The sequence below is a fragment of the Nonomuraea purpurea genome (assembly GCF_042650645.1).
Taxonomy (GTDB): Bacteria; Actinomycetota; Actinomycetes; order Streptosporangiales; family Streptosporangiaceae; genus Nonomuraea; species Nonomuraea purpurea.
Genome location: NZ_JBHSBI010000021.1, coordinates 126,633 through 148,413 on the forward strand (window position 1 = coordinate 126,633; position 21,781 = coordinate 148,413).

The window sequence follows — 21,781 nt, forward strand, 5'->3', positions numbered from 1 at the left end:
GTGAGCGAGTTCACCGAGGCGATGGCGCAGCTCGCGGCCGGGGTGGCGGTGGTGACCGTACGCGACGGGCGCGACGACCTGGGCGCCACGGTGTCGGCGCTGATGTCGGTGTCGCTGGAACCCCCGCTCGTCCTGGTGAGCCTGGACAACGGCGGCTACCTCAACGAGGTCTTCCTCCGGCAGGACCGCTGGGCGGCCTCCTTGCTGTCGTCCGGCCAGGCGGCGATCGCCAGCCGCTTCGCCACCCCGGGCCGGCCGAGCGCCCGGCTGCTGCTGGCCGGCACCCCGCACCATCGAGGGCCGAACTCGGACGCGCTGGTGGTGGAGGGCGGCGTGGCCGCCCTGGAGGCCGAGACCACGAAGGTGGTCCCGGCCGGGGACCATACGCTGTTCGTCGCCGCCGTGCAGGCGGTCCGCTACGTCAACCCCGCTCTTCAGCCGCTGGTACGGCTGCGTGGTCGCTACCGCGCCATCACCGGATCGTGAGCCACTCGGGCAGCACCAGGGGACCGGCGGCGGGCAGGCCGAGCTCGGCCGACAGCCGGGCGAGCGGCCCCCAGGCGTCCACCCGGATCCTGGCCAGCGCGGCCGACTTGTCCTCGCTGGACTCCGGGCCGCGCAGGCGCTCCAGCGGGTTGAGCCGGGGATAGGTGCGTACGGGGGCGTCCTCGGCGAGCCCCGCCCGCTTCCTGGCCAGGACCAGCGCGTCCTCAAGGCCGCCGAGCTCGTCGACCAGCCCGTTGGCGGCAGCGTCGGCGCCGGTCCACACGCGGCCTCGGGCCAGCTCGTGGGCGCGTTCCCTGCTGAGGTCGCGGCTCTCGGCGACCTTGCCCACGAAGTCATCGTAGATGCGGTCGAGCCAGGCGTTCACGCGTTCCCACTGCTCGGGGGAGAAGCTGCGGGTGGTGGAGAACATGGCGGCGTTCGCTCCAGCGGCCACAATCTCGGAATTTATCCCCACTTTTTGCAACAAGTCCGACAGGACTGGCTTGCCGCCGTACACGCCGATCGAGCCCGTCAGCGTGCCGGGCTGCGCCACGATCACGTCGGCGGCCATCGAGACGAAGTAGCCGCCGGACGCCGCCAGGTCGCCCATGGAGACGATCACCGGCTTGACCCTGCGGGTCAGCATGACCTCGCGCCAGACCGTGTCGCTGGCCACGTAGGAACCTCCGGGGCTGTCCACCCGGAACACCACGGCCTTGACGTGCTCGTCCCTGCGGGCGGAGCGGAAGGCGGCGCTGATCGTGTCGGAGCCCATGGCCCCGCCGCCGCCCAGCGGGCTGCGTCCGCTGCGGCCGGCCCTGATCATGCCGGAGCCGTGGATGAGCGCGACCCCGTCGGCCATCGGCTGCGGCAGCTTCTTCACGGTCGCGGCCCTGGCGTACCTGGAGACGTAGAGCAGGTGGGAGTCGGCGCCCGCGGCGCGCTTGACCTCCTCATACACCTCGTCCCTGTAGGACAGCTCGTCGACCAGCCCGGCCTCCTGCGCCTCCGCGGCGGTGAACGGGCCGCGGTCGATCAGTTCGCGCACCTTGCCCGGGTCCAGCCGGCGCCCGTCGGCGATGCCCGCGACGAGGGTCTCGGTGACCGACTCCACGATGCGGGTCATGGACTCGCGGTGCGGGTCGGTCATGTGGTCCTGGGTGAAGGTGTTGGCGGCGGTCTTGTACTCGTGGCGCTGGCCGACCTCGTACCCGATGCCCAGCTTGTCCAGCGTGCCCTTCACGAAGCGCTGCTCCAGCGCGACGCCGGTCAGCCCGACGTCGCCGCTCGGCTGCAGGAAGACCCGCTCGAAGGCGCTGGCCAGGTAGTAGGGCACCGTGCCGCCGCCGAACTCGCCGAACGTCTCGGCGAAGGCGACGGTCAGCTTGCCCGAGCTCCTGAAGTGGATCACCGCCTGGCGCAGCTCCTGCACCATGGCCAGGCCGAGCGGCTGGCCCCCCAGCTTCACGATCAGCGCCTTGACCCGGGAGTCCTGCCTGGCCCGCCTGAGCCCGGACAGGACGTCGGCCAGGCGCGGCTTGCGCATGGACAGCACCGCGGCGAGCGGATCCGACGGCGGGCCCTCCGTGAGGCCCTCGGTGAGATCGAGCTCCAGGACCAGCGGGGCCGTGCGCCGCTGGCGAAGCTTGTCGACGGTTTCGAAGATCGCCCTGCCTGCGTCCATAGAAGCCACCCTAAGCGACACAAAACGAAATGCGTCGCGGGAAAAGGAAGGCCGCCGGACGACCTTAGATGGCGCTGAGGGCGGCGAGGACGTTGATGCGCGGTGTGGTGATCGTCGTACCGCCGCTGGAGTACGAGATCGCCTTGCCCGTGCTCTTCAGAGCGTTGAGGATCTGATCGGCCGAGGCGGAGCCGTTCTTCTGGGCGAGCAGGGCGAAGGCGCCCGCGGTGTGCGGGGAGGCCATCGAGGTGCCGCTCAGCGTGGCGTAGGTGTTGCCGGCGATCGCACCGGTGATCGACTGACCCGGGGCGAAGACGTCCAGCAGTCGGCCACGGTTGGAGAAGGAGGAGATGGCGTCCGTCTTGGTGGTGGAGCCCACCGCCACTGTGTTGGAGACACAGGCGGGCCAGGACACCGCGGAGGTGAAGCCGTTGTTGCCCGCGGCGACGACGGTGGCGATGCCCTTGCTCTGGAGGGCGTCCACCCGGGCCTTGAAGTCGGCTCCGTCGCCGGTGTCGCAGGCCGAGGTGTACTGGCCGCCGCCCAGGCTCAGGTTGACCGAAGCCAGGTCGTAGGCCGAGGACTGCAGTTCCACCCAGGCCATTCCGCTCAGGATCGAGGAGTCATAGGCGAGGATGCAGACCGGCGCGCCGTTGCAGTAGGGGGAGTCGTCGAACCGGCTGAACACCTGCACCGGGAGGATCTGGGCGTTGGGGGCCACACCGGTGGCGGCGAAGTCGGCCGTCGCCTGGCCCGCCGCGATGCCCGCCACGTGCGTGCCGTGGTAGCACAGGCCATAGGTCGGGTTCGAGGCCCCCTCCAGACAGGCGCCCGTCTCGGCGTTCGCGGCGCCGAAGCCGAACTGGCTCGCGCTGCCGTTCGGGCAGAGGGAGGAGGAGCCGTCGACCGGGTCGCTGGAGGAGAAGCAGGCCTGGCCGACGATGCGGTTGCCGAACGCCGGGTGGTCGGTGTCGATGCCGGAGTCGAGGATGGCGATGGTGGTGCCGGTGCCGTCGTAACCCTGCTGGTGCGCCTTGTCGGCGCCGATCAGCGGGATGCTCTGGGCCAGCGAGGGCGCGTTGAGCTTGTCCTTGTGGATCGACACGACGTCGGACTGCTCGGCGATCTTCTCAAGTTCCGCGCGGGTGCCTCGGTAGACGAAGAAGCTCTGCTTGTCCGCCACTTCCGAGGCCGGCGCGGCAAGGATGTTCTTCTTGTTCTGCTTCACCTTCTCCGCGTTGTTGAGCACGGACTTGACCTTGGAGGAATCCCGCACGCGGACGATGACGCGGTGCTCACCGCTCGCCGTGACCGCAGGGTCGATCTTGGACGTCGGGTCGGCGAGGGCGGGTTGAGCGACCAGCGCTGCCGTGGTGGCGGCTAATGCGATGGCGCCGGCTAGGAGAGACGAGAGTCTCAACCTGTTCCTCCGGTATGCGGGGGGACGGTGTCGGGAGAAGTGTAGTAATCGTGACAACTGATGTCAGAGGTGAGGGAGCACCGTTATCGCATCTTGTTGTGGTACGTCGGATTTCCATACAACGAACGGGCCGGATCCGCCCGGGATCCGGCCTTTGACGTGCTGATTCAGACGGTGGCGCGGGCGTCCGCGGTGGCCCGTTCCGCGTCGATGCGGGGCGTGGCCGTGAGCGTGCCCCCCGCGTCGTACTGGATGGACCGGCCGGTGCCCTGCAGCCGCTGCAGGCTCTGCTCGACGGTGAAGTCGGGGAAGGCCTGCTTCATCAGCGCGAACATCCCGGCCACGTGCGGCGCGGCCATCGAGGTGCCGCTCTTGTCGCCGTAGGCGTCGCCGGTCACCGCCGAGGTGATGGCGACGCCCGGCGCCAGCAGGTCGAGCAGCGACCCCCGGTTGGTGAACGAGGCCAGCGCGTCGGAGCTGTCGGTGGCCCCCACCGCGACGGCCGTGGAGATGCAGGCGGGCGCGGAGAGGCCGTTGGTGAAGCCGTTGTTGCCCGCGGCCACCACGGGCGCCACGCCCAGCGACACCAGCGTGTCGAACTCGGGCTTGACCGCGGCGGCGCTCGCGTCGGTGTCACAGGCCGAGGTGTACGGGCCCCCGCCGCCCAGGCTCATGTTCACCGAGGCGATGTTGTACATCCTGACCATCCGCGCCACGTACTCGAGCGCCAGCTTCTGGTCGGAGGTGTAGCTGAGCAGACAGGGCGCCCTGGTGCCGCCGGTCGCGCAGGTCATCGGATTGTCCACGCGGCTGAAGACCTGGATCGGCAGGATGCGGGACTCGGGGGCGACGCCGTTGGCCGGCGCGCCCGCGACCATCTTGCCCGAGGCGATGCCGGCCACGTGCGTGCCGTGGGAGCAGGCGTTCAGGCCGCCGACGAGGCACTGCGCGGTCTCGGCGTCGGCCGAGCCCGCGCCGGTCTGGCTCGGCTGGCTGTTCGGGCAGAGTGAGACCGTGCCGTCGACGGCGTCGGAGGAGGAGAAGCAGGCCTCGTCGGCGATCCGGCCGGCGAAGTAGGGGTGGTCGCGGTCGATGCCCGTGTCCAGCACCGCGACGGTCGTGCCCCGGCCGGTCCAGCCGGCCTGGTTCGCCTTGTCCGAGTGGATCACCGTGGTGCCGGTGCCGGCGCTGGGCCAGCGCAGTTCGTCCTTGTAGACCGCATGCACCCGCTTGTCCCGCTTGAGCTTGGCCAGCGTGGCGTCGTCCAGCACGGCGACGAAGAAGTGCGGCGACTGGGCCTTCTCCAGGACCCTGCTGCCTTCCGAGGACTGCTCGATGTCGGCGGCGACGGCCTCGACGCTCTGGCCGGGCTTGAGCTGGATGATGGAGCGGACCCGGGACTTGGCCTGCAGTTCCGCCACGAGCCCGGGGCTGATGGTCGGGCCGCCGGTGTCGGCGTGCAGCGACGGTGGCACGGTGCCGACCGGGGACGGCGGTGGCGGGGCTTCGGCGTGGAGCGCCGAGGTCGTCAAGAGCACGGCGGATATCGCGGCCGGCCCGGCACCGGACAGAAGAGATCGTAGCCTCACATGTTCCTCCGAATTCAGACCGTGAAGCTCTCCCGCTCCCGGCACGCGTACGGCCGTATACATCCCCACCTGCGACAACTGTGATGTCAGTGGCGTATGTGGCCCAGAGAAACGTTGGGGGCCTTTTTGCATTCTTGAGGCAGAAAGCGAAAGGGCCGGTCGGTTTCGACCGGCCCTTCCTGATATTTAGTTATTTAACAGTTTTGAGGATGTTCGTCGCGGCCTTCTTCAGCGCCGTCGCGGACGACTTGCCGCTCAGCCGCACCTTCTCGGCGGAGGTCAGCGTCGCGGTGCCGTTCGTGCCGTGCGCCCAGTTCAGCCAGGCGGTCAGCAGCGCGCTGTCGAGCCTGGCCTTGCTGGTCTTGGTGTTCTTCAGCACCCGGTACGCCTTGCCGAGCGAGGACGCCTTCGTCACCTCGGGGAAGACCTTGCTCGACTTGCCGATCAGCTTCAGGTAGCAGGCGAGCGTGGCGTCCGGGATCGAGCCGCTGCTGCGGTGGATCTCCACGGCCCACTTCTTGGCCGGTAACTTCGTGGTGGTCGTGCCGCGCGTGCAGACCGCGGCGGCCTTGACCGGGCTCGGCGTGACCGTCACCGTCACCGTGACCGTGGGCAGCGGGACCGGCGCCGTGCTGGGCGCCGGGTCGTCGGGCTCGGGGCTCGGGCCGCTGCCGGACGGGTCCGGGGCCGGCTCGTCGGGCCAGGGGCCGTCGGCGGGCGGGCTCTGCGACACCGTCGGCTGCGGCGAAGCGCCGGTCAGGGCCGCCGCCAGGTCCAGGCGGGGCGTGGTGACCTGAGTTCCGCCGGCCTCGTAGGCGTACGGCCTGCCGGTCGTCTTGAGCTTGTCGATCAGCTCGGTCATCGGCGTGTCAGGCGAGGCCGCCTTCATCAGCGCCAGCGCGCCCGCCACGTGCGGAGTCGCCATCGAGGTGCCGCTGTAGACGGTCGTCTGGTTGTCCGGCACCGCCGACTCGATGTCCACACCCGGCGCGAACAGGTCCAGCAGCGCGCCGCGGTTGGAGAAGCTCGCGATGGCGTCGGCGTTGTCGTTGGCCCCGACGGCCACGGCGGTGGAGACGCAGGCCGGGTACGACGCGCCCTCGAAGTGCTCGTTGCCGGCCGCCACCACCGTCGCGATGTTCTTGGCCAGCAGGGCGTCGATCTTCTCCTTGAAGATCGCACCGGGCTCGCCGGTGTCGCAGTGCGCCTCGGACAGCGGGCCGCCCAGGCTCAGGTTCACTGCCGCGACCGGCACGGTCAGGCCCGCCACATAGTCCATGGCCTCGCGCAGCGACGACTCGTAGGCCACCACGCACGACGGCTCGCCGCAGTACTCCTCGTCGTTGACCCGGCTGAACACCTGCACCGGCACGATGTTCGCGCCCGGCGCCACGCCGCCCGTGCCGGCCGCGATGCCCGCGACGTGGGAGCCGTGGTCGCACATGTTCACGCCGCCGGACAGGCACCTGTCCGTGGTCGCGTCCGCCGCGCCCTCGCCCGTCTGCGAGGTCTGCCGGTTCGGGCAGAGCGACTCGACGCCGGTCTCCACGGCGGAGAAGCACGCCTCGGCCACGATGCGGCCCTCGAACCACGGGTGGTCCCGGTCGATGCCGGTGTCGAGCACGGCCACCGCCTGACCCTGGCCGGTGAAGTTCTTGGCGTGCGCCTGGTCGGCGCCGATCTGCGTGAGGTTGGGGCTGATCTCCGACGGCTCGTAGGTCCTGTCGCGGTGGATGGAGGTCACGCTCGGGTCCTCGGCCAGCTTGGCCAGCTCCTCCGCGGTGCCCTCGACCACCATGAACGTCTGGCTCCGCGGCAGGTGCACCACGTCCACGCTCTCGGCCGCGGCCCGCATCGCCACGGGCCCGTTCTGCGCCGGCTCTGCCAGCTCGACGATGGCCCTGGTGGTGCCGCCGTCGACGCCTAAGCCCTCCTCGACCTTTTCCTGGGGTTGCTGGGGCGGCTGGGCTTCCTGGGTGGCCGTCGGCGAAGGAGTTGGTGTCGGGTCGTCGGCGTGGGCCGGACCCGACAGCGGCAGCAGGGCCAGCGCTACCGCACACACGATCAAGGGGCGAAGTCGCACGCGTCCTCCGAGGGGGATGATCTCGGAGTTTAGGGTGATTTGTGCGCTACGCCCAGGCTTGTGTCCGGTTTCTCACCGAACTTTCAGCAGCGGCACCGGGAATCCTCAGCCGGCGTCCGTAGAAGTGCCCTCGTGGGCGAGCCAGACCGCGCCGAGCGGCGGCACGCGCAACGTCGTGGAGCACGGCAGGCCGTGCCACGGCTCCTCGGTGGCCTCCACCGTCCCCATGTTGCCCACACCGCTGCCCCAGTAGTCGTAGGCGTCGGTGTTGACGACCTCCTCCCAGTGCCCCGCGTACGGCAGCCCGAGCCGGTAGCTCTCGTGCGGCCCGCCGCTGAAGTTGACCACGCACGCCACCGCCGACCCGTCGGCCGCGTAGCGGACGAACGAGAAGGTGTTGCCCGAGGCGTCGTCGGCGTCGATCCACCGGAACCCCTCCGGTGAGGAATCCTGCTCCCACAGCGCCCTGGTCTGCCTGTAGAGCCGGTTGAGGTCGCGGACCAGCCGCTGCACGCCCTGGTGCCCGTCGAACTCCAGCACCCACCAGTCGAGCCCGCGCTCCTCCGACCACTCCGAGCCCTGGCCGAACTCGCCGCCCATGAACAGCAACTGCTTGCCCGGATGCGCCCACATGAAGGCCAGCAGCGCGCGCAACTGCGCGAAACGCTGCCACTCGTCGCCGGGCATCTTGCCGAGCAGCGACCCCTTGCCGTGCACCACCTCGTCGTGGGAGAGGGGCAGCACGTAGTTCTCCGAGTAGGCGTACAGCAGCGAGAACGTCATCTGATGGTGGTGGTACTGGCGGAAGACCGGCTCGTGGCGCAGGTACTCCAGCGTGTCGTGCATCCAGCCCATGTTCCACTTGAAGCCGAACCCGAGCCCGCCCAGATACACCGGGCGCGACACCCCGGGCCAGGCCGTCGACTCCTCGGCCACGGTCGAGATGCCGGACGCCTCGCGGTAGCAGAGCGCGTTCATCTCCTTGAGGAACTCGACCGCGTCCAGGTTCTCCCTGCCGCCGTAGACGTTCGGCGTCCACTCGCCCTCGCGGCGCGAGTAGTCGAGGTAGAGCATCGAGGCCACCGCGTCCACCCGCAGGCCGTCGATGTGGAACTCCTTCAGCCAGAACAGCGCGTTGGCCACCAGGAAGTTGCGCACCTCCCTGCGGCCGAAGTCGAACACGTACGTGCCCCAGTCGGGGTGCTCGCCCCTGGCCGGGTCGGCGTGCTCGTACAGGGGCGTGCCGTCGAAGCGCGCCAGCGCCCATTCGTCCATCGGGAAGTGCGCGGGCACCCAGTCGAGCAGCACGCCGATGCCGCGCCGGTGCATCATGTCCACGAAGTGGCGGAACTCGTCCGGCGTGCCGAACCTGGCCGTCGGCGCGTAGTACGACGTCACCTGGTATCCCCAGGATCCGCCGAACGGGTGCTCGGCCACCGGCAGCAGCTCCACGTGCGTGAAACCCATGCTCTCCACGTACTCGGAGAGCTGGTCGGCCAGCTCCAGGTACGACAGCCCGGGGCGCCACGACCCGAGGTGCACCTCGTAGACGCTCATCGGCTCGCCCTGCGGATGCCGCTCGCGGCGGTCGGCCATCCACGTGTCGTCCCGCCAGGTGTACTCCGAGCGCTCGGTCACCGAGGCCGTCATCGGCGGCACCTCGGTCCGCCTGGCCATCGGGTCGGCCTTGTCCCGCCACACCCCGTCGGCGCCCAGCACCTGGAACTTGTAGCGCTCGCCCGCGCCCAGCTCAGGCACGAACAGCTCCCACACCCCGGAACGGCCCAGTGAGCGCATCGGGTAGGCGGTGCCGTCCCAGTGGTTGAAGTCGCCGACGACCCTGATGCCGCGCGCGTTGGGGGCCCAGACGGCGAACGCGGTGCCCTCCACGTCCTCGTGCTCCATCACGCGGGCGCCGAGCGCCTCCCACAGCCGCTCGTGGCGGCCCTCGCCGATGAGGTGCAGGTCCACCTCGCCGAGCGTGGGCCAGTGCCGGTAGGGGTCGCGGACCTGGTACGGCTCCGCTCCCGCGTACTTGACGCTCAGCGTGTAGCCGGGCACCTTGTCCAGCCCGGGGACCGTGACCTCGAACACCCCGTGGGCCTGGTGCTTCATGTCGTGAACCGTGCCGTCGTCGACCACCACGGACACCCGCTCGGCCAGCGGGCGCAGCGTGCGGAACACCACGCCGCCCGAGACGGAATGTGCTCCCAGCACGGAGTGCGGATCGTGGTGCGCACCGCCTGCCAGGCGGTCGAGCTCTGTCCTCATCGGCATGCTCCCAACCTTGCCCCATGATGCCGGTCCCTCTCAGGGCACTGCCCGCTTTCACCGAGACAATCACCGAAAGTGCGAAATCCCGGGTTCATCCCGATGAAGTCGGCGGGTCGGACGACTGAACCTTTTCTGGTTCTTGAGGGGGACATACTGGTACGTCGCCTGATCATCCCTTTGGGGAGGCCACCGGGTAACACGCCTGCCTGCCTGCGGTCATCCGCCGTGGCTCACGGCGGCGGTCAGGAGGTCGTCCAAGGAGAGGGACGCTCCACGCGACATGGCGGCCGTCAGCGCGGGCCCGCCCAGGGACGACTCCGCCGCCCGGGTGATGCGGTCGACGTCCCCGCGTTCGCCGGGTGGGAGCGGGGCGCCCACGGAGGACCGCAGCGCGGCGGCCTTGCCCAGCAGCAGCCCCGCCGCCTCGGGCCGCCCGCCGAGCGCCCGGGCGCCCGCCAGCCCTTCCAGCGCCAGCGCCGTCGCCCGGGGGTCGCCGACCCTGCGGGCCGCCGCGAGCCCTTCGAGCTGCAGTTCGAGCGCCGCCCGCGCGTCCCCGCGCTGCTCGGCGGTGAAACCCAGCTCGGCCAGGATCAGCGCCGCTCCGGGATCGCCCGACACGTCCCTGACCCAGCCGAGCCACGTCCGCAGCCGCCGCTCGGCCTCGTCCAGCCGTCCCCGCCGCCGGGCCGTGAGCGCCAGGCCGAGCTCGGCGAACTCCTCGGCGGGCCGGTTCGACTGCGCCGCCGCCAGCCGCCTGGCGCGTTCGTGGTACTCGTCGGCCCGCGCGTGATCGCCCGTCAGCAGCGCGATCCTCCCCAAACGGGACAGAGCATCGGACACCGAGCTCCACAGCCCGAGCTCCTCCGCCATCCGCAGACACTCCATCCGCAGCTCGGCGGCCCTGTCGTAGTCGCCGGTGATCTCGGCGAGGGTGCCGAGGTTCTCCGCCGCGCGCATCTCCCCCCACTGATCGCCGACCTCCTGGAACAGCGCCCTGCCCCGCTCGCCGTCCCGCCGCAGCGCCGCGAGGTCGCCCCGCATGGCCGCCCGCCTGGCCAGCACGTTCAGCGAGGCAGCCGTGCCCCACTTGTCGCCCCGTTCGTCGAACGTCTCCAGAGCCGTGCCGATCAGGGCGCCGCTGGCCGACAGGTCTTCGTAGCCGAACAGCGCGAACCCCGCGAACCACCGCGCCCGTGCTCTGACCAGGGGGTCCTCGATGGCCTCGAACAACTCCTCCGCCGGGGGCCGGGGCCGTCCCGACAGCGTCCGAAGCCCCGCCAGCCAGACCTCGGCCCGCGCCACATCGGAGGCCGGGGCTGCGGTGATCGACAGGGCTGCTTCCAGGGCGCGCCGGCCCTCGCCCAGTCTGCCGCGCAGCACCCAGTACCAGGCCATCGCGTTCACCAGGCGCAGCGCCTCACCGGGCGCGCCGAGCCGGACGGCGCTCTCCAGGGCGGCCCGCAGGTTGGCGGCCTCGGCGTCCAGAAGGGCGAGCGTGCGCTGCTGCCCGTGTCCCTGCAGCTGCGGCTCGGCCCGTTCGGCCAGGTCGGCGTAATGGCGCAGATGCCTGAGCCGGACGGTGACCGTCTCGCCCGCCTCGGTCAACCGCTCCTGGCAGTAGGCGGCCACCGACTCCAGCAGCCGGTACCTCGGCTCGGGGCCCGACACGCCTACCACCAGCGACCGGTCCACCAGCCTGGCCAGCAGGTCGAGCACGTCCACGCCGGGCTCGGCGCACACCTCCTCGGCCGCCTCCAGCGTGCAGCCGTCGGCGTGCACGGCCAGCCGCCGCAGCACCACCCGCTCATCCTCGGTCAGCAGCTCCCAGCTCCAGTCGATCATCGCCCGCAACGTCTGCTGCCTCGGGGGAGCGCCGCGCCGCCCGGAGGCCAGCAGCCTGAACCGGTCGTCGAGGCGGTCGGCGAGCTGGCGCGGCGTCAGGGCGCGCATCCTGGTCGCGGCCAGTTCCAGCGCCAGCGGCAACCCGTCGAGCCTGGCGCAGATCTCCGCCACGTCGGCGTCGGGCTCGATGCCCGCCCGTTCCGCGAACAACTCGACGGCCGCCTCCCGCTCCAGCGGCGGCACGACCCACAGCGCCTCGCCCTCGATCCGCAGCGACTCCTGGGTGGTGGCCAGGATCCGCAGCTCGGGGGCGGCCCGCAGCAGTCGTCCGGACAGGGTGGCGACCTGCTCGACTACGTGCTCGCAGTTGTCCAGGACCAGCAGTGTGCGCTTGCCGTCCAGCGCGGCGGCCAGCCGGTCGAGGAGCCGCCCCTCCGGCCACGAGGGGGCGACGTCGTCGCGCAGTCCCAGTACGGCGGCGATCGCTTCCGCGACCTCGACGAGCGCCGACCCTCTCTGAAGCGCCGCCAGCTCGACCAGCCACACCCCACCGCTGAACCCGGTGGCGGCGGCGAGGGCGAGGCGGGTCTTGCCGACTCCGCCAGGTCCCGTCAGCGTCACCAGGCGGTTGGCGTGCAGCAGGGAGCGGATCTCGGCCACCGCCGGGTCCCGTCCGACCAGGCGGGTCAGGGGAGCGGGCAGGTTGGTGCCGGGCCGCGCGGGCGCCTCCAGGGACGGGTCCTGCTCAAGGATCGCCTGGTGCAGCGCGACGAGTTCGGGTCCGGGGTCGAGCCCCAGTTCGTCGGCCAGTCGCCGCCGCAGGTCGGCGTAGCCGGCCAGTGCCTCGCTCTGGCGTCCGGCCCGGTAGAGGGCCCGTACGTGGACGGCGCGCAGCCGTTCGCGCAGGGGGTGCGCGGCCACGAGGCCGGCGAGTTCGGCGGCCACCAGCCCGTGCTCGCCCAGCGCGACCCGGGCTTCTGCCAGGGATTCGAGGGCCACCAGCCGCTGCTCCTCCAGCCGCGCCACGGCCGCACGGGCGAACGGTTCCTCGGCGAACTCCGCGTAGGCGGCCCCGCGCCACAGGTCGAGCGCCCGGCGCAGGAGCGGGGCGCGTACCCGAGGGTCGTCGTTGTGCTGCGCGCTCCCGAGCAGGGACTCGAAGAGCCCGGCGTCCACGGACTCCGCCTCCGCCCCCAGCACGTAGCCGGGCGCCCGGTAGGCGATCAGCTCCCGGTCGCCCAGCGCCCCGCGCAACTGCGACACCTTCACCCGCAACGCCGCCGCGGGGTTGGCCGGGGGACGCTCACCCCAGAGGTCCTCGATCAGCCGGTCGGCGGAGACAGGACCGCCACGGTGGATGAGCAGGTCGGCCAGGAGCGCACGGACCTTGGCCTCGGGCACCGGAACCGGCGTCCCGTCCCCGGCCCACACCGTGAGCGGACCCAGCACCCCGAATCGCATAACCCCCCATAACCCAATCCGAATCGGACCATAACCGCTCGCCTGCAGGGTGGGCACATCACCCCGTACAGAAGGAACACTGAAATGTCGGAAAATATCTCCGTTCTTGGCCTCGGTCTCATGGGCGCCGCCCTCGCCGAGAGCCTCCTGGCCGCCGGCCACCGCGTCACCGTCTGGAACCGCACCCCGTCCAAGGCGGACCCGCTGGTCGCCAAGGGCGCAACCGTCGCCGCCACACCGGCGGAGGCGGTCGAGGCCGGTGAGCTGGTGATCGTCTGCGTGCTCGACTATCCGGCGGTGCGCCAGGTGCTGGAGGGCGCCTCGCTGACGGGTCGCGTCATCGTCAACCTCACCTCGGGCAGGCCGTCCGAGGCCGGCGCGATGGCGTCCTGGGTGGCCGAACACGGCGCGGACTACTTGGACGGCGGCATCATGGCGGTGCCCCAGATGATCGCCAAGCCGGGCGCGCTCATCCTCTACAGCGCCTCCCAGACCGCCTTCGACCGCTACGAGCGCACGCTCGCGGTCATGGCCGAGGCCCGCTTCGTGGGGACGGACCCGGGGATGGCGGCGCTGCTCGACCTGGCCATGCTCACCGGCATGTACGGCCAGATCGCCGGCTGCCTGGAGGCCGCGGCCCTGGTGACGTCGGCCAAGTACCCGTTGAAGCAATTCACGGCGTCGCTGCTGGTTCCGTGGCTCAACGCGATGGCCGCGCTCCAGGTCCACTGGGCGGAGGCGATCGAGGCGGGCGACCACGCCACCCAGGTGTCCAACCTGGAGGTCAACCGGGCGGGCATGGAGACCCTCGTGGCCGCCTTCAGGGAGCAGGGCGTCAAGCCGGACCTACTGCTGCCGCTGAAGGCCGTGATCGACCGGCGAACGGCCCGCGGGCTCGGCCACGAAGGGCTCTCCGGCCTGGTGGAGGAGCTTTAGCTTCAGAGCCTCGCGCGGGGACGGAAGGCGGCCAAGGGGATGGGCAGCCACGACGGCCGGTTGCGGGCCTCGTAGACGACCTCGTACACGGCCTTCGACAGCTCGAACGCCCGCAACAACGCCGCGTCCCCGCGTGTGATCACGCCCCCGCCGTCGGTGTACCCCTCCATGAACGCGGCCCGGTTCCTGTCGGCCCACTCCTGGGCCCTGGGCTCCAGCTTCTCGGCCTGGGAGTGGTCCATCAGCAGGTGCCTGGCCGCGTAGTCGAACGAGCGCAGCATCCCGGCCACGTCCCGCAGCGGCGACGACAACGCTCTGCGTTCGGCCAGCGGCTGCCCCGGCTCGCCCTCGAAGTCCAGCACCACCCAGTCGGTAGGCGTGCGCATGACCTGGCCCAGGTGGTAGTCGCCGTGAACGCGCTGCACAGGCACGTGGTGGGTGAGCAGCTCCACCTGGTGGTAGGCCCCCTCGATGACGCCCACGTGCTCCCGGAGCTCGGGGATCTCCGCGATGGCCCGGCCCAGCCGGCGTCTGAAGCCCTCGGCCATGCGCTTGACGTCGTGGCTCTCGACGACGTCGGTGGGGAAGGCGGCGGCCAGTTCGTGGTGCACGCGGGCGGTGGCGGCCCCCAGCCGCCGGGACTCGGCCGCGAAGTCGCCGCCCGCCTCGGCCGCCGCCACCTCGGGCGGCAGGGCGTACAGGTCGCGCACGCTGGCCAGCGCCAGGTCCCAGCCGTCGTTGGCGGGGGACAGGAACTCCTGCATGAACGCGAGCGTGGTGGACGCGCCGTCGAGGTCCGTCTCGATCCATCCGTAGGGCCGCGCGATGTGCGGCGCGTCCCTGGCCGCCAGCGCGAGGACGAGCTCCAGTTCGGGGTTGACCCCGGGGATGAGGCGGCGGAACAGCTTGCAGATGTAGGCGTCCCCGTACACGAGCGAGGTGTTGGACTGCTCCGCCCCGAGCACGAGGCTGCGCTGGTCGCTGTCGATCGTGGCGCCGGGCACGTGGCGCATGCGCAGGCCGTTGCGGGTCGCGTCGTGGGCCATGCCGTCCAGCAGCCAGCCGGTGAGCTCGAAGTCGTGGACGGCGTCGTAGAGGTAGGTGTCGTCGGGGGTGGTGCCGATGAGGGCGTGGGTGAGGCGGTCGGGGAGCTGCTCGCGCTCGCCCAGCAGGAGCTGGTAGCGGTCGCGCGAGCCCTCCTGCCAGACGGCGACGATCAGGTGCCGGAGTCCGGGTCTCAGCTCGACGTCCGAGTCGATCGACAGTTCGTCGATCGCGCGCCCCTTGCCGCCGAACCATCGCTGGCGGCTGATCCATGCGGCAAGGAGCTCGTCAAGCACGTCCTACTCCTCCTGTGTGTACGGGAGTGTGAACCAATAGAACCCATGCCCGGGAAGCGTCAAAAGATACGGAAGTTCGCCAATTGCCGGGAAAGGTACTCCTCCCATCGTCTCCACGGGAGATACGCCGACGAACCTTCGCAGGTCGAGCTCTACCGGTTGCGGGAAGCGTGACAGGTTGTTCACGCAGAGCATCCGGTCGTCGCCCAGCTCTCTGACGAACGCGAGCACGCTGGGGTTGGATGAGTTGAGCTCCGCGTAACCGCCGAGGCCGAAGACGGGGTGGCGCTTGCGGATCTCGATCATGCGCTTGGTCCAGTGCAGCAGGGATCCGGCGTTCTTCTGCTGGGCCTCGACGTTGATGCCCTGATAGCCGTAGATCGGGTCCATGATCACCGGCAGGTAGAGCCGGCCGGGGTCGCAGTCGGAGAAGCCCGCGTTGCGGTCGGGGTCCCACTGCATGGGTGTGCGTACGCCGTCGCGGTCGCCGAGCCAGATGTTGTCGCCCATGCCGATCTCGTCGCCGTAGTAGAGCACGGGGGAGCCGGGCAGCGACAGGAGCAGGGCGGTGAACAGCTCGATCTGGTTGCGGTCGTTCTCCAGCAGGGGCGCGAGGCGGCGGCGGATGCCGACGTTCGCCCGCATGCGGGGGTCCTTGGCGTACTCGGTGTACATGTAGTCGCGTTCTTCGTCCGTGACCATTTCGAGCGTGAGCTCGTCGTGGTTGCGGAGGAAGATCCCCCACTGGCAGTGTTCCGGAATTTTCGGCGTTTGTGCCAAAATTTCGGAGATGGGGTAGCGCGACTCCCTGCGGACCGCCATGAAGATGCGCGGCATAAGCGGGAAGTGGAAGGCCATGTGGCATTCGTCCCCGCCACCGACCGGATCGCCGAAATATTCGACGACGTCCGACGGCCACTGGTTCGCCTCGGCGAGCAGCACCCGGTCGGGGAAGAGCCGGTCCACCTCCGACCTGATGAGCTTGAGATACTCGTGGGTCTTCGGCAGGTTCTCGCAGTTGGTGCCCTCCTCCTCGAACAGGTACGGCACCGCGTCCAGCCGGAACCCGTCGATTCCCAGGTCGAGCCAGAAGCGCAGCACCTCCAGCATCGCCTCCCGTACGGCCGGATTGTCGTAGTTGAGGTCCGGCTGGTGGTGGAAGAACCGGTGCCAGTAGTACTGGCCGCGTACGGGGTCGTAGGTCCAGTTCGAGGTCTCGGTGTCGATGAAGATGATCCGGGCGTCCTGGTACTTCTCATCGGTGTCGGACCAGACGTAGAAGTCGCCGAACGGCCCTTCCGGATCGTGCCGCGAGGCCTGGAACCAGGGGTGGGCGTCGCTGGTGTGGTTCATGACCAGGTCGGCGACGACGCGCATGCCGCGTTTGTGGGCCTCGTCGACCAGCTTCACGAAGTCCCCGAGGTCTCCGAACTCGGGCAGGATCTTCATGAAGTCGGCGATGTCGTAACCGCCGTCACGCAGCGGCGACTCGAACAGTGGGAGCAGCCAGAGGCAGTCGACGCCCAGCCACTGGAGGTAGTCGAGTTTGCTGATGAGGCCCCTGATGTCGCCGGTTCCGTCGCCGTTGGAGTCGGCGAAACCCCTGATCAGGACCTCGTAGAAAACGGCGCGCTTGTACCAGTAGGGGTCGCGCGGCTTCTCTTCGTCGAAGGTGTTGGGAATGGGTGTGGAGCTCATGAGCCGCTCCGCGAGAGGCTCATGAGGGAGGCGCTGACACACACGTTGAAGACTCCCCGCTGAATTCAGTTTCTACCGTGGCGCGGCTCGTACGGTGAGAAGGTGGGCAGGCTGGATATGAGGGTCGAGGCGAACGTAGTTGCTCTGCCTCCACCGGTACGACTCGCCTGACAGTTCGTCGTCCACGATGAACTCGGCGTTCCAGTCGAGACCGAGGGCGGGCAGGTCCAGATCTACCGTGGCCTCGTGGGTGTGGTGCGGATCCAGATTGACGACCGCCAGAACGACGTCGCCCATTCCGTGCCTTCGTGTGGCCGGGTCATAGGCGCCCTGTAGTCGTTTCGAGAAGCAGACGATGTCCGGTTGGTCGACCCCGTGGAACCGTAGATTACGCAATTCCTGCAGTGCGGGATGCGCTCTTCGGAACAAATTCAGATGGGTGATGAAGGGGGCGAGGCTCCGTCCTTCGCGCTCGGCCGTGATCCAGTCGCGCGGTTTGTACTGATATTTCTCACTATCTAGGTATTCCTCGCTACCGGGGCGCACCGGAATGTTTTCCGCGAGCTCGTACCCGGAGTAAACCCCCCAGCTCGGCGAGCCCATCGCGGCCAGCACCGCCCTGATCTTGAATGCGGGAATCCCGCCGTTCTGCAGGTATTCGTGAAGAATGTCCGGGGTGTTGACGAACAGATTGGGCCGCAGGTACGCCGAGGTTTCGTAGGCCAGCTCGGACAGGTACGACTCGATCTCCGGCTTGGAGTTCCGCCACGTGAAGTAGGTGTAGGACTGGTGGAAACCGGTCTTGGCCAGCATCCGCATCATCGGCGGCCGGGTGAACGCCTCCGACAGGAAGATCACGTCAGGATCGGTCGTGTGCACCTCGGCCAGCAGCCGTTCCCAGAACACCACCGGCTTGGTGTGCGGGTTGTCCACCCTGAAGATCCGCACCCCGTGGTTCATCCAGTGCCGCAGCACCCGCATGACCTCGGCGTAGATGCCCTCGGGATCCTTGTCGAAGTTGACCGGGTAGATGTCCTGGTACTTCTTCGGCGGGTTCTCGGCGTAGGCGATCGAGCCGTCGGCCCTGATCGTGAACCACTCGGGGTGCTCCTTGACCCACGGGTGGTCGGGCGAGCACTGCAGCGCGAAGTCGAGGGCGATCTCCATGCCGAGCTCACGCGTACGGGCCACGAACGCGTCGAAGTCCTCCAGTGTGCCCAGGTCGGGATGGATGGCGTCGTGGCCGCCGTCCTCCGAGCCGATCGCCCAGGGCGAGCCCGGTTCGTCGGGTTCGGGGCTGAGCGTGTTGTTGCGCCCCTTGCGGAACGTCGTGCCGATGGGGTGGATCGGCGGCAGGTAGACGATGTCGAAGCCCATCTTGGCGATGGCGGGGAGCCGCTTGGCCGCTGTCTGGAAATTTCCGGACTTGGAGATGCCGAGTTCACTGATCATCGCCCCCTCGGAGCGGGGGAAGAACTCATACCACGAGCCGTAGAGCGCCCTGCGCCGGTCAACCCTGATCTTTTGGGACTTGGACCTGGTCACCAGCTCGCGGAAGGGGTGGGCCTCCAGCAACGCCGCCGTCTCGGGAAGCTGGGCGATCGACAGCCGCGCCCTGGGGTCGAGGTCCTCGTCACGCAGCGTGGCCGAGACCGACAGCAGGGCGGCCCGGTGACCGCAGGCGGACTCGCCGTTGCCGCTGCCGGCGTCGCCGTTGGGGCACTCCGGCGGGCGTACGGCCCTGGCGGCCCGCTCGAACAACCGGGCGCCCTCTTCGCACATGAGGTCGACGTCCATGCCGCGCGGGATCTTGATCTCCGCGTCGTGCAGCCATGTGCTGATCGGGTCGCTCCAGGCCTCCACGCGGAGCAGCCAGTCGCCCTCGGCGTGCAGGCACACCTCCACGCCCCACCGATCGGTGCCGGGTGCGAGCTCGCGCATGCGTCTCAGACGGCCACGCTGCCCATCGGGCGCGATGAGCACCACGCCCGCGGCCACGGCGTCGTGGCCTTCTCTGAACACGGTCGCGGAGACCTCGAAGGTCTCGCCGGCGACCGCCTTGGCGGGCCATTGCCCGCAGTCGACGACGGGGGAGATGTCCGTGAGGGGAATTCGTCCGATCATCGCATTTCAAGGGTTTGCGGCGGCGCACTCGGTGCCGCCGGAGGCTTTCCCGGCAGGAACGATCCTTGCACGTTAATTGTGGACAGCAGCGGATAGACCTCCCGAGTGTGGTTCGCGGGAGAGCCAACAATGAGGAAAGTTGCCCCAATAGTCCAGCTTCATGCTTGTTCTCGGAGGTGGTTTGAAGGCGCTTCGTGGGGGTGAAGGACTGAGAGGTCCCTCCTAGCCCGTAGGGTGCAGAAACGTGAGAGCTATCCGCCGGTTTACCGTCCGCACCGTCCTGCCCGCGGAGCTGGCCGCCCTCGGCGAGCTCGTGCACAACCTCCGCTGGTCCTGGCATCCCGAGACCATCGACCTGTTCGCCGAGGTCGACGTGGACCTGTGGGAGCAGGTCGGCCACGACCCCGTCGCGCTGCTCGGCGCCGTCACCCCCGCCCGGCTCGGCGAACTGGCCGCCGACCGCCGTTTCCTGCGCCGCCTGGCCGACGCCGCCGACGACCTGCGCGAGTACACGACCTCGCCGCGCTGGTACCAGACGCTGCCCGACAGCGCCCGCGCCATCGCCTACTTCTCCCCCGAATACGGCATCGCCGCCCCCCTGCCCCAGTACTCCGGCGGGCTCGGCATCCTGGCCGGAGACCACCTCAAGGCCGCCAGCGACCTGGGCGTGCCGATCCTCGCGGTCGGCCTGCTCTACCGCCACGGCTACTTCACCCAGTCGCTGTCGCCGGAGGGCTGGCAGCTTGAGCACTACCCCTCGCTCGACGCCGGCGGCCTGCCACTGAGCCTGCTGAAGGACGCCGAGGGCGCGCCCGTCAAGATCCGCATCGGCCTGCCCGGCGGGCGGGTGCTGCACGCCCAGGTGTGGGTGGCGCAGGTGGGCCGGGTGCCGCTGCTGCTGCTCGACTCCGACGTGGCCGACAACGACATGGCCGCCCGCGACGTCACCGACCGCCTCTACGGCGGCGGCACCGACCACCGGCTCATGCAGGAGCTGCTGCTGGGTGTGGGCGGCGTGCGCGCGATCCGGGCGTACTGCAAGGTCACCGGGCACCCCGAGCCCGAGGTCTTCCACACCAACGAGGGCCACGCCGGCTTCCTCGGCCTGGAGCGCATCCGCGAGCTGACCGAGGCCAGGCTCTCCTTCGACGAGGCGCTGGAGGCCGTGCGCGCCGGCACCGTGTTCACCACGCACACGCCCGTTCCCGCCGGAATCGACCGCTTCCCCGTGGACATGATCGAGCGCCACTTCGGCGGCGAGAACGCCTGGCCGACCGTGCCGGTGGAGCGCATCCTGGCGCTGGGCGCCGAGGCCGATCCCGGGCGGTTCAACATGGCGATCATGGGGATGCGCCTGGCCCAGCGGGTCAACGGGGTCTCCCGGCTGCACGGCGAGGTCAGCAGGGAGATGTTCAAAGATCTTTGGCCGGGCTTCGACCTGGACGAGGTGCCGATCGGGTCGATCACCAACGGCGTGCACGCGCCCACCTGGGTCGGCCGCGAGCTCATGGAGCTGGCCGGGCGCGAGCTGCCCTCGCTGGTGGAGCGGGCCCGCGGCTGGGAGGGCATCCAGAAGATCTCCGACACCGACATCTGGAAGATCAGGGGCACGCTGCGCGCGCGCCTGGTCGAGGGCGCGCGGGAGCGCCTGCGCAGCTCGTGGCGCGAACGCGGGGCCTCCGACGCCGAGCTCGGCTGGATCGACGACGCGCTCGACCCCGACGTGCTGACGATCGGCTTCGCCCGGCGCGTGCCGTCCTACAAGCGGCTCACGCTCATGCTGAGCGATCCCGAGCGGCTGACCGACCTGCTGCTCGACCCCGACAAGCCGGTGCAGATCATCATCGCGGGCAAGGCCCACCCGGCCGACGAGGGCGGCAAGAAGCTGATCCAGCAGATCGTCAAGTTCGCCGACCGGGAGGACGTCCGCCACCGCATCGTCTTCCTGCCCGACTACGACATGGCGCTCGGCCGGCTCATGGTGCAGGGCTGCGACGTGTGGCTGAACAACCCGCTGCGCCCCCTGGAGGCGTCCGGCACCTCGGGCATGAAGTCGGCGCTGAACGGCGGGCTCAACCTGTCGATCCGCGACGGCTGGTGGGACGAGTGGTACGACGGCACCAACGGCTGGGCCATCCCCACGGCCGACGGCGTCGCCGACCCCGACAGGCGCGACGAACTGGAGGCCGCCGCCCTCTACGACCTGATCGAGCACGAGGTGGCCGACCGTTTCTACGACCGTCCCGTCGACGGGCTGCCGCGGCGCTGGCTGGAGATGGTCAAGCACACCCTGACCTCGCTCGGGCCGAAGGTGCTCGCCGGTCGCATGCTCAGGGACTACGTCGTGGACCTGTACAACCCGGCCGCCACCGCGGCCCGCGCGCTGTCGGCCGACTCCCACGCCGCCGCCAAGGCGTTCGCCGCCTGGCGGGTCCGGGTCGACAACGCCTGGCCCGGCGTCCGCGTCGAGCACGTCGAGGCGACGGGCGTCGGCGACACCCCCGAGGTCGGGGCCTCGATCGAACTGCGCGCCACGATCGCGCTCGGCGACCTGGAGCCCGACGACGTGCTGGTCGAGGCGGCCTACGGGAAGGTCGGGCCGCACGACGAGCTGGAACATCCCGCCTACGCCAAGCTGACGGTCACCTCCGTGGACGACGACGGGCACGCGCACTACACCGGCACGGTCCCGCTCGACCGCACCGGCGCGTTCGGCTACACCGTGCGCGTCGTACCCGATCACCCGCTCGCCGCTACCCCGGCTGAGCTGGGGCTGATCGCCGTGCCAGAGGAGCCGGCGGGCATGACGAACGGGATATTGCGCTGAGGTGATGGGGATGCGCG

General features: G+C 69.9%; 12 protein-coding genes. 3 read left to right on the forward strand and 9 right to left on the reverse strand.

Annotated features, from left to right (window positions below):
• Nucleotides 1-486: a flavin reductase family protein gene (locus ACFOY2_RS34835; RefSeq protein ID WP_379532357.1), complete on the forward strand. Its 486-nt coding sequence runs from the start codon at nucleotides 1-3 to the stop codon at nucleotides 484-486.
• Here ACFOY2_RS34835 and sppA read toward each other — a convergent pair.
• The 6 genes from sppA to ACFOY2_RS34865 all read right to left on the reverse strand — a co-directional run bounded on the left by sppA (nucleotide 473) and on the right by ACFOY2_RS34865 (nucleotide 12,839).
• Nucleotides 473-2,170, reverse strand: coding sequence for a signal peptide peptidase SppA (sppA, locus tag ACFOY2_RS34840; protein WP_379532358.1), 1,698 nt, complete (start codon nucleotides 2,168-2,170; stop codon nucleotides 473-475). The genes ACFOY2_RS34835 and sppA overlap by 14 nt on opposite strands.
• 64 nt (nucleotides 2,171-2,234) lie before the next feature.
• Nucleotides 2,235-3,590, reverse strand: a complete 1,356-nt coding sequence (locus ACFOY2_RS34845) for a S8 family peptidase (protein WP_379532359.1) — start codon at nucleotides 3,588-3,590, stop codon at nucleotides 2,235-2,237.
• A gap of 167 nt (nucleotides 3,591-3,757) precedes the next feature.
• Complete coding sequence (locus ACFOY2_RS34850) at nucleotides 3,758-5,128, reverse strand: S8 family peptidase (RefSeq protein WP_379532360.1); 1,371 nt, start codon at nucleotides 5,126-5,128, stop codon at nucleotides 3,758-3,760.
• Between the two features lie 241 nt (nucleotides 5,129-5,369).
• The gene (locus ACFOY2_RS34855) at nucleotides 5,370-7,262 is read right to left on the reverse strand and encodes a S8 family peptidase (RefSeq protein WP_379532361.1); all 1,893 of its coding nucleotides are present in this window, start codon (nucleotides 7,260-7,262) and stop codon (nucleotides 5,370-5,372) included.
• Between the two features lie 105 nt (nucleotides 7,263-7,367).
• Nucleotides 7,368-9,533: a 1,4-alpha-glucan branching protein GlgB gene (gene glgB / locus ACFOY2_RS34860; RefSeq protein ID WP_379532399.1), complete on the reverse strand. Its 2,166-nt coding sequence runs from the start codon at nucleotides 9,531-9,533 to the stop codon at nucleotides 7,368-7,370.
• Nucleotides 9,534-9,752: 219 nt separating this feature from the next.
• Complete coding sequence (locus ACFOY2_RS34865) at nucleotides 9,753-12,839, reverse strand: BTAD domain-containing putative transcriptional regulator (RefSeq protein ID WP_379532362.1); 3,087 nt, start codon at nucleotides 12,837-12,839, stop codon at nucleotides 9,753-9,755.
• Between the two features lie 84 nt (nucleotides 12,840-12,923).
• Between ACFOY2_RS34865 and ACFOY2_RS34870 the strand changes: the two genes are divergently transcribed.
• Entirely contained in the window at nucleotides 12,924-13,775 is an 852-nt protein-coding gene (locus ACFOY2_RS34870; protein WP_379532363.1) for an NAD(P)-dependent oxidoreductase, read from the forward strand.
• 2 nt (nucleotides 13,776-13,777) lie between these two features.
• Here the strand turns inward: ACFOY2_RS34870 and ACFOY2_RS34875 are convergent, their stop codons facing one another.
• The 3 genes from ACFOY2_RS34875 to ACFOY2_RS34885 all read right to left on the reverse strand — a co-directional run bounded on the left by ACFOY2_RS34875 (nucleotide 13,778) and on the right by ACFOY2_RS34885 (nucleotide 18,937).
• A complete protein-coding gene (locus ACFOY2_RS34875; protein WP_379532364.1) occupies nucleotides 13,778-15,115 on the reverse strand; it encodes a maltokinase N-terminal cap-like domain-containing protein in 1,338 nt (445 codons plus the stop codon).
• Between the two features lie 3 nt (nucleotides 15,116-15,118).
• Nucleotides 15,119-16,813: a maltose alpha-D-glucosyltransferase gene (gene treS, locus ACFOY2_RS34880; RefSeq protein WP_379532365.1), complete on the reverse strand. Its 1,695-nt coding sequence runs from the start codon at nucleotides 16,811-16,813 to the stop codon at nucleotides 15,119-15,121.
• 72 nt (nucleotides 16,814-16,885) lie between these two features.
• A complete protein-coding gene (locus ACFOY2_RS34885) occupies nucleotides 16,886-18,937 on the reverse strand; it encodes an alpha-1,4-glucan--maltose-1-phosphate maltosyltransferase (protein WP_379532366.1) in 2,052 nt (683 codons plus the stop codon).
• A gap of 244 nt (nucleotides 18,938-19,181) precedes the next feature.
• On the opposite strand from ACFOY2_RS34885, the gene glgP reads away from it, so the two are divergent.
• A complete protein-coding gene (glgP, locus tag ACFOY2_RS34890) occupies nucleotides 19,182-21,764 on the forward strand; it encodes an alpha-glucan family phosphorylase (RefSeq protein WP_379532367.1) in 2,583 nt (860 codons plus the stop codon).
• Nucleotides 21,765-21,781: the final 17 nt, after the last annotated feature.

What these genes read in the sequence shown, in the direction of transcription:
- sppA (WP_379532358.1), bottom strand. Translation starts at nt 2,170, where the DNA reads ATGGACGCAGGCAGGGCGATCTTCGAAACCGTCGACAAGCTTCGCCAG.
- glgB (WP_379532399.1), bottom strand. Translation starts at nt 9,533, where the DNA reads ATGAGGACAGAGCTCGACCGCCTGGCAGGCGGTGCGCACCACGATCCG.
- ACFOY2_RS34865 (WP_379532362.1), bottom strand. Translation starts at nt 12,839, where the DNA reads ATGCGATTCGGGGTGCTGGGTCCGCTCACGGTGTGGGCCGGGGACGGG.
- ACFOY2_RS34870 (WP_379532363.1), top strand. Translation starts at nt 12,924, where the DNA reads ATGTCGGAAAATATCTCCGTTCTTGGCCTCGGTCTCATGGGCGCCGCC.
- treS (WP_379532365.1), bottom strand. Translation starts at nt 16,813, where the DNA reads ATGAGCTCCACACCCATTCCCAACACCTTCGACGAAGAGAAGCCGCGC.
- ACFOY2_RS34885 (WP_379532366.1), bottom strand. Translation starts at nt 18,937, where the DNA reads ATGATCGGACGAATTCCCCTCACGGACATCTCCCCCGTCGTCGACTGC.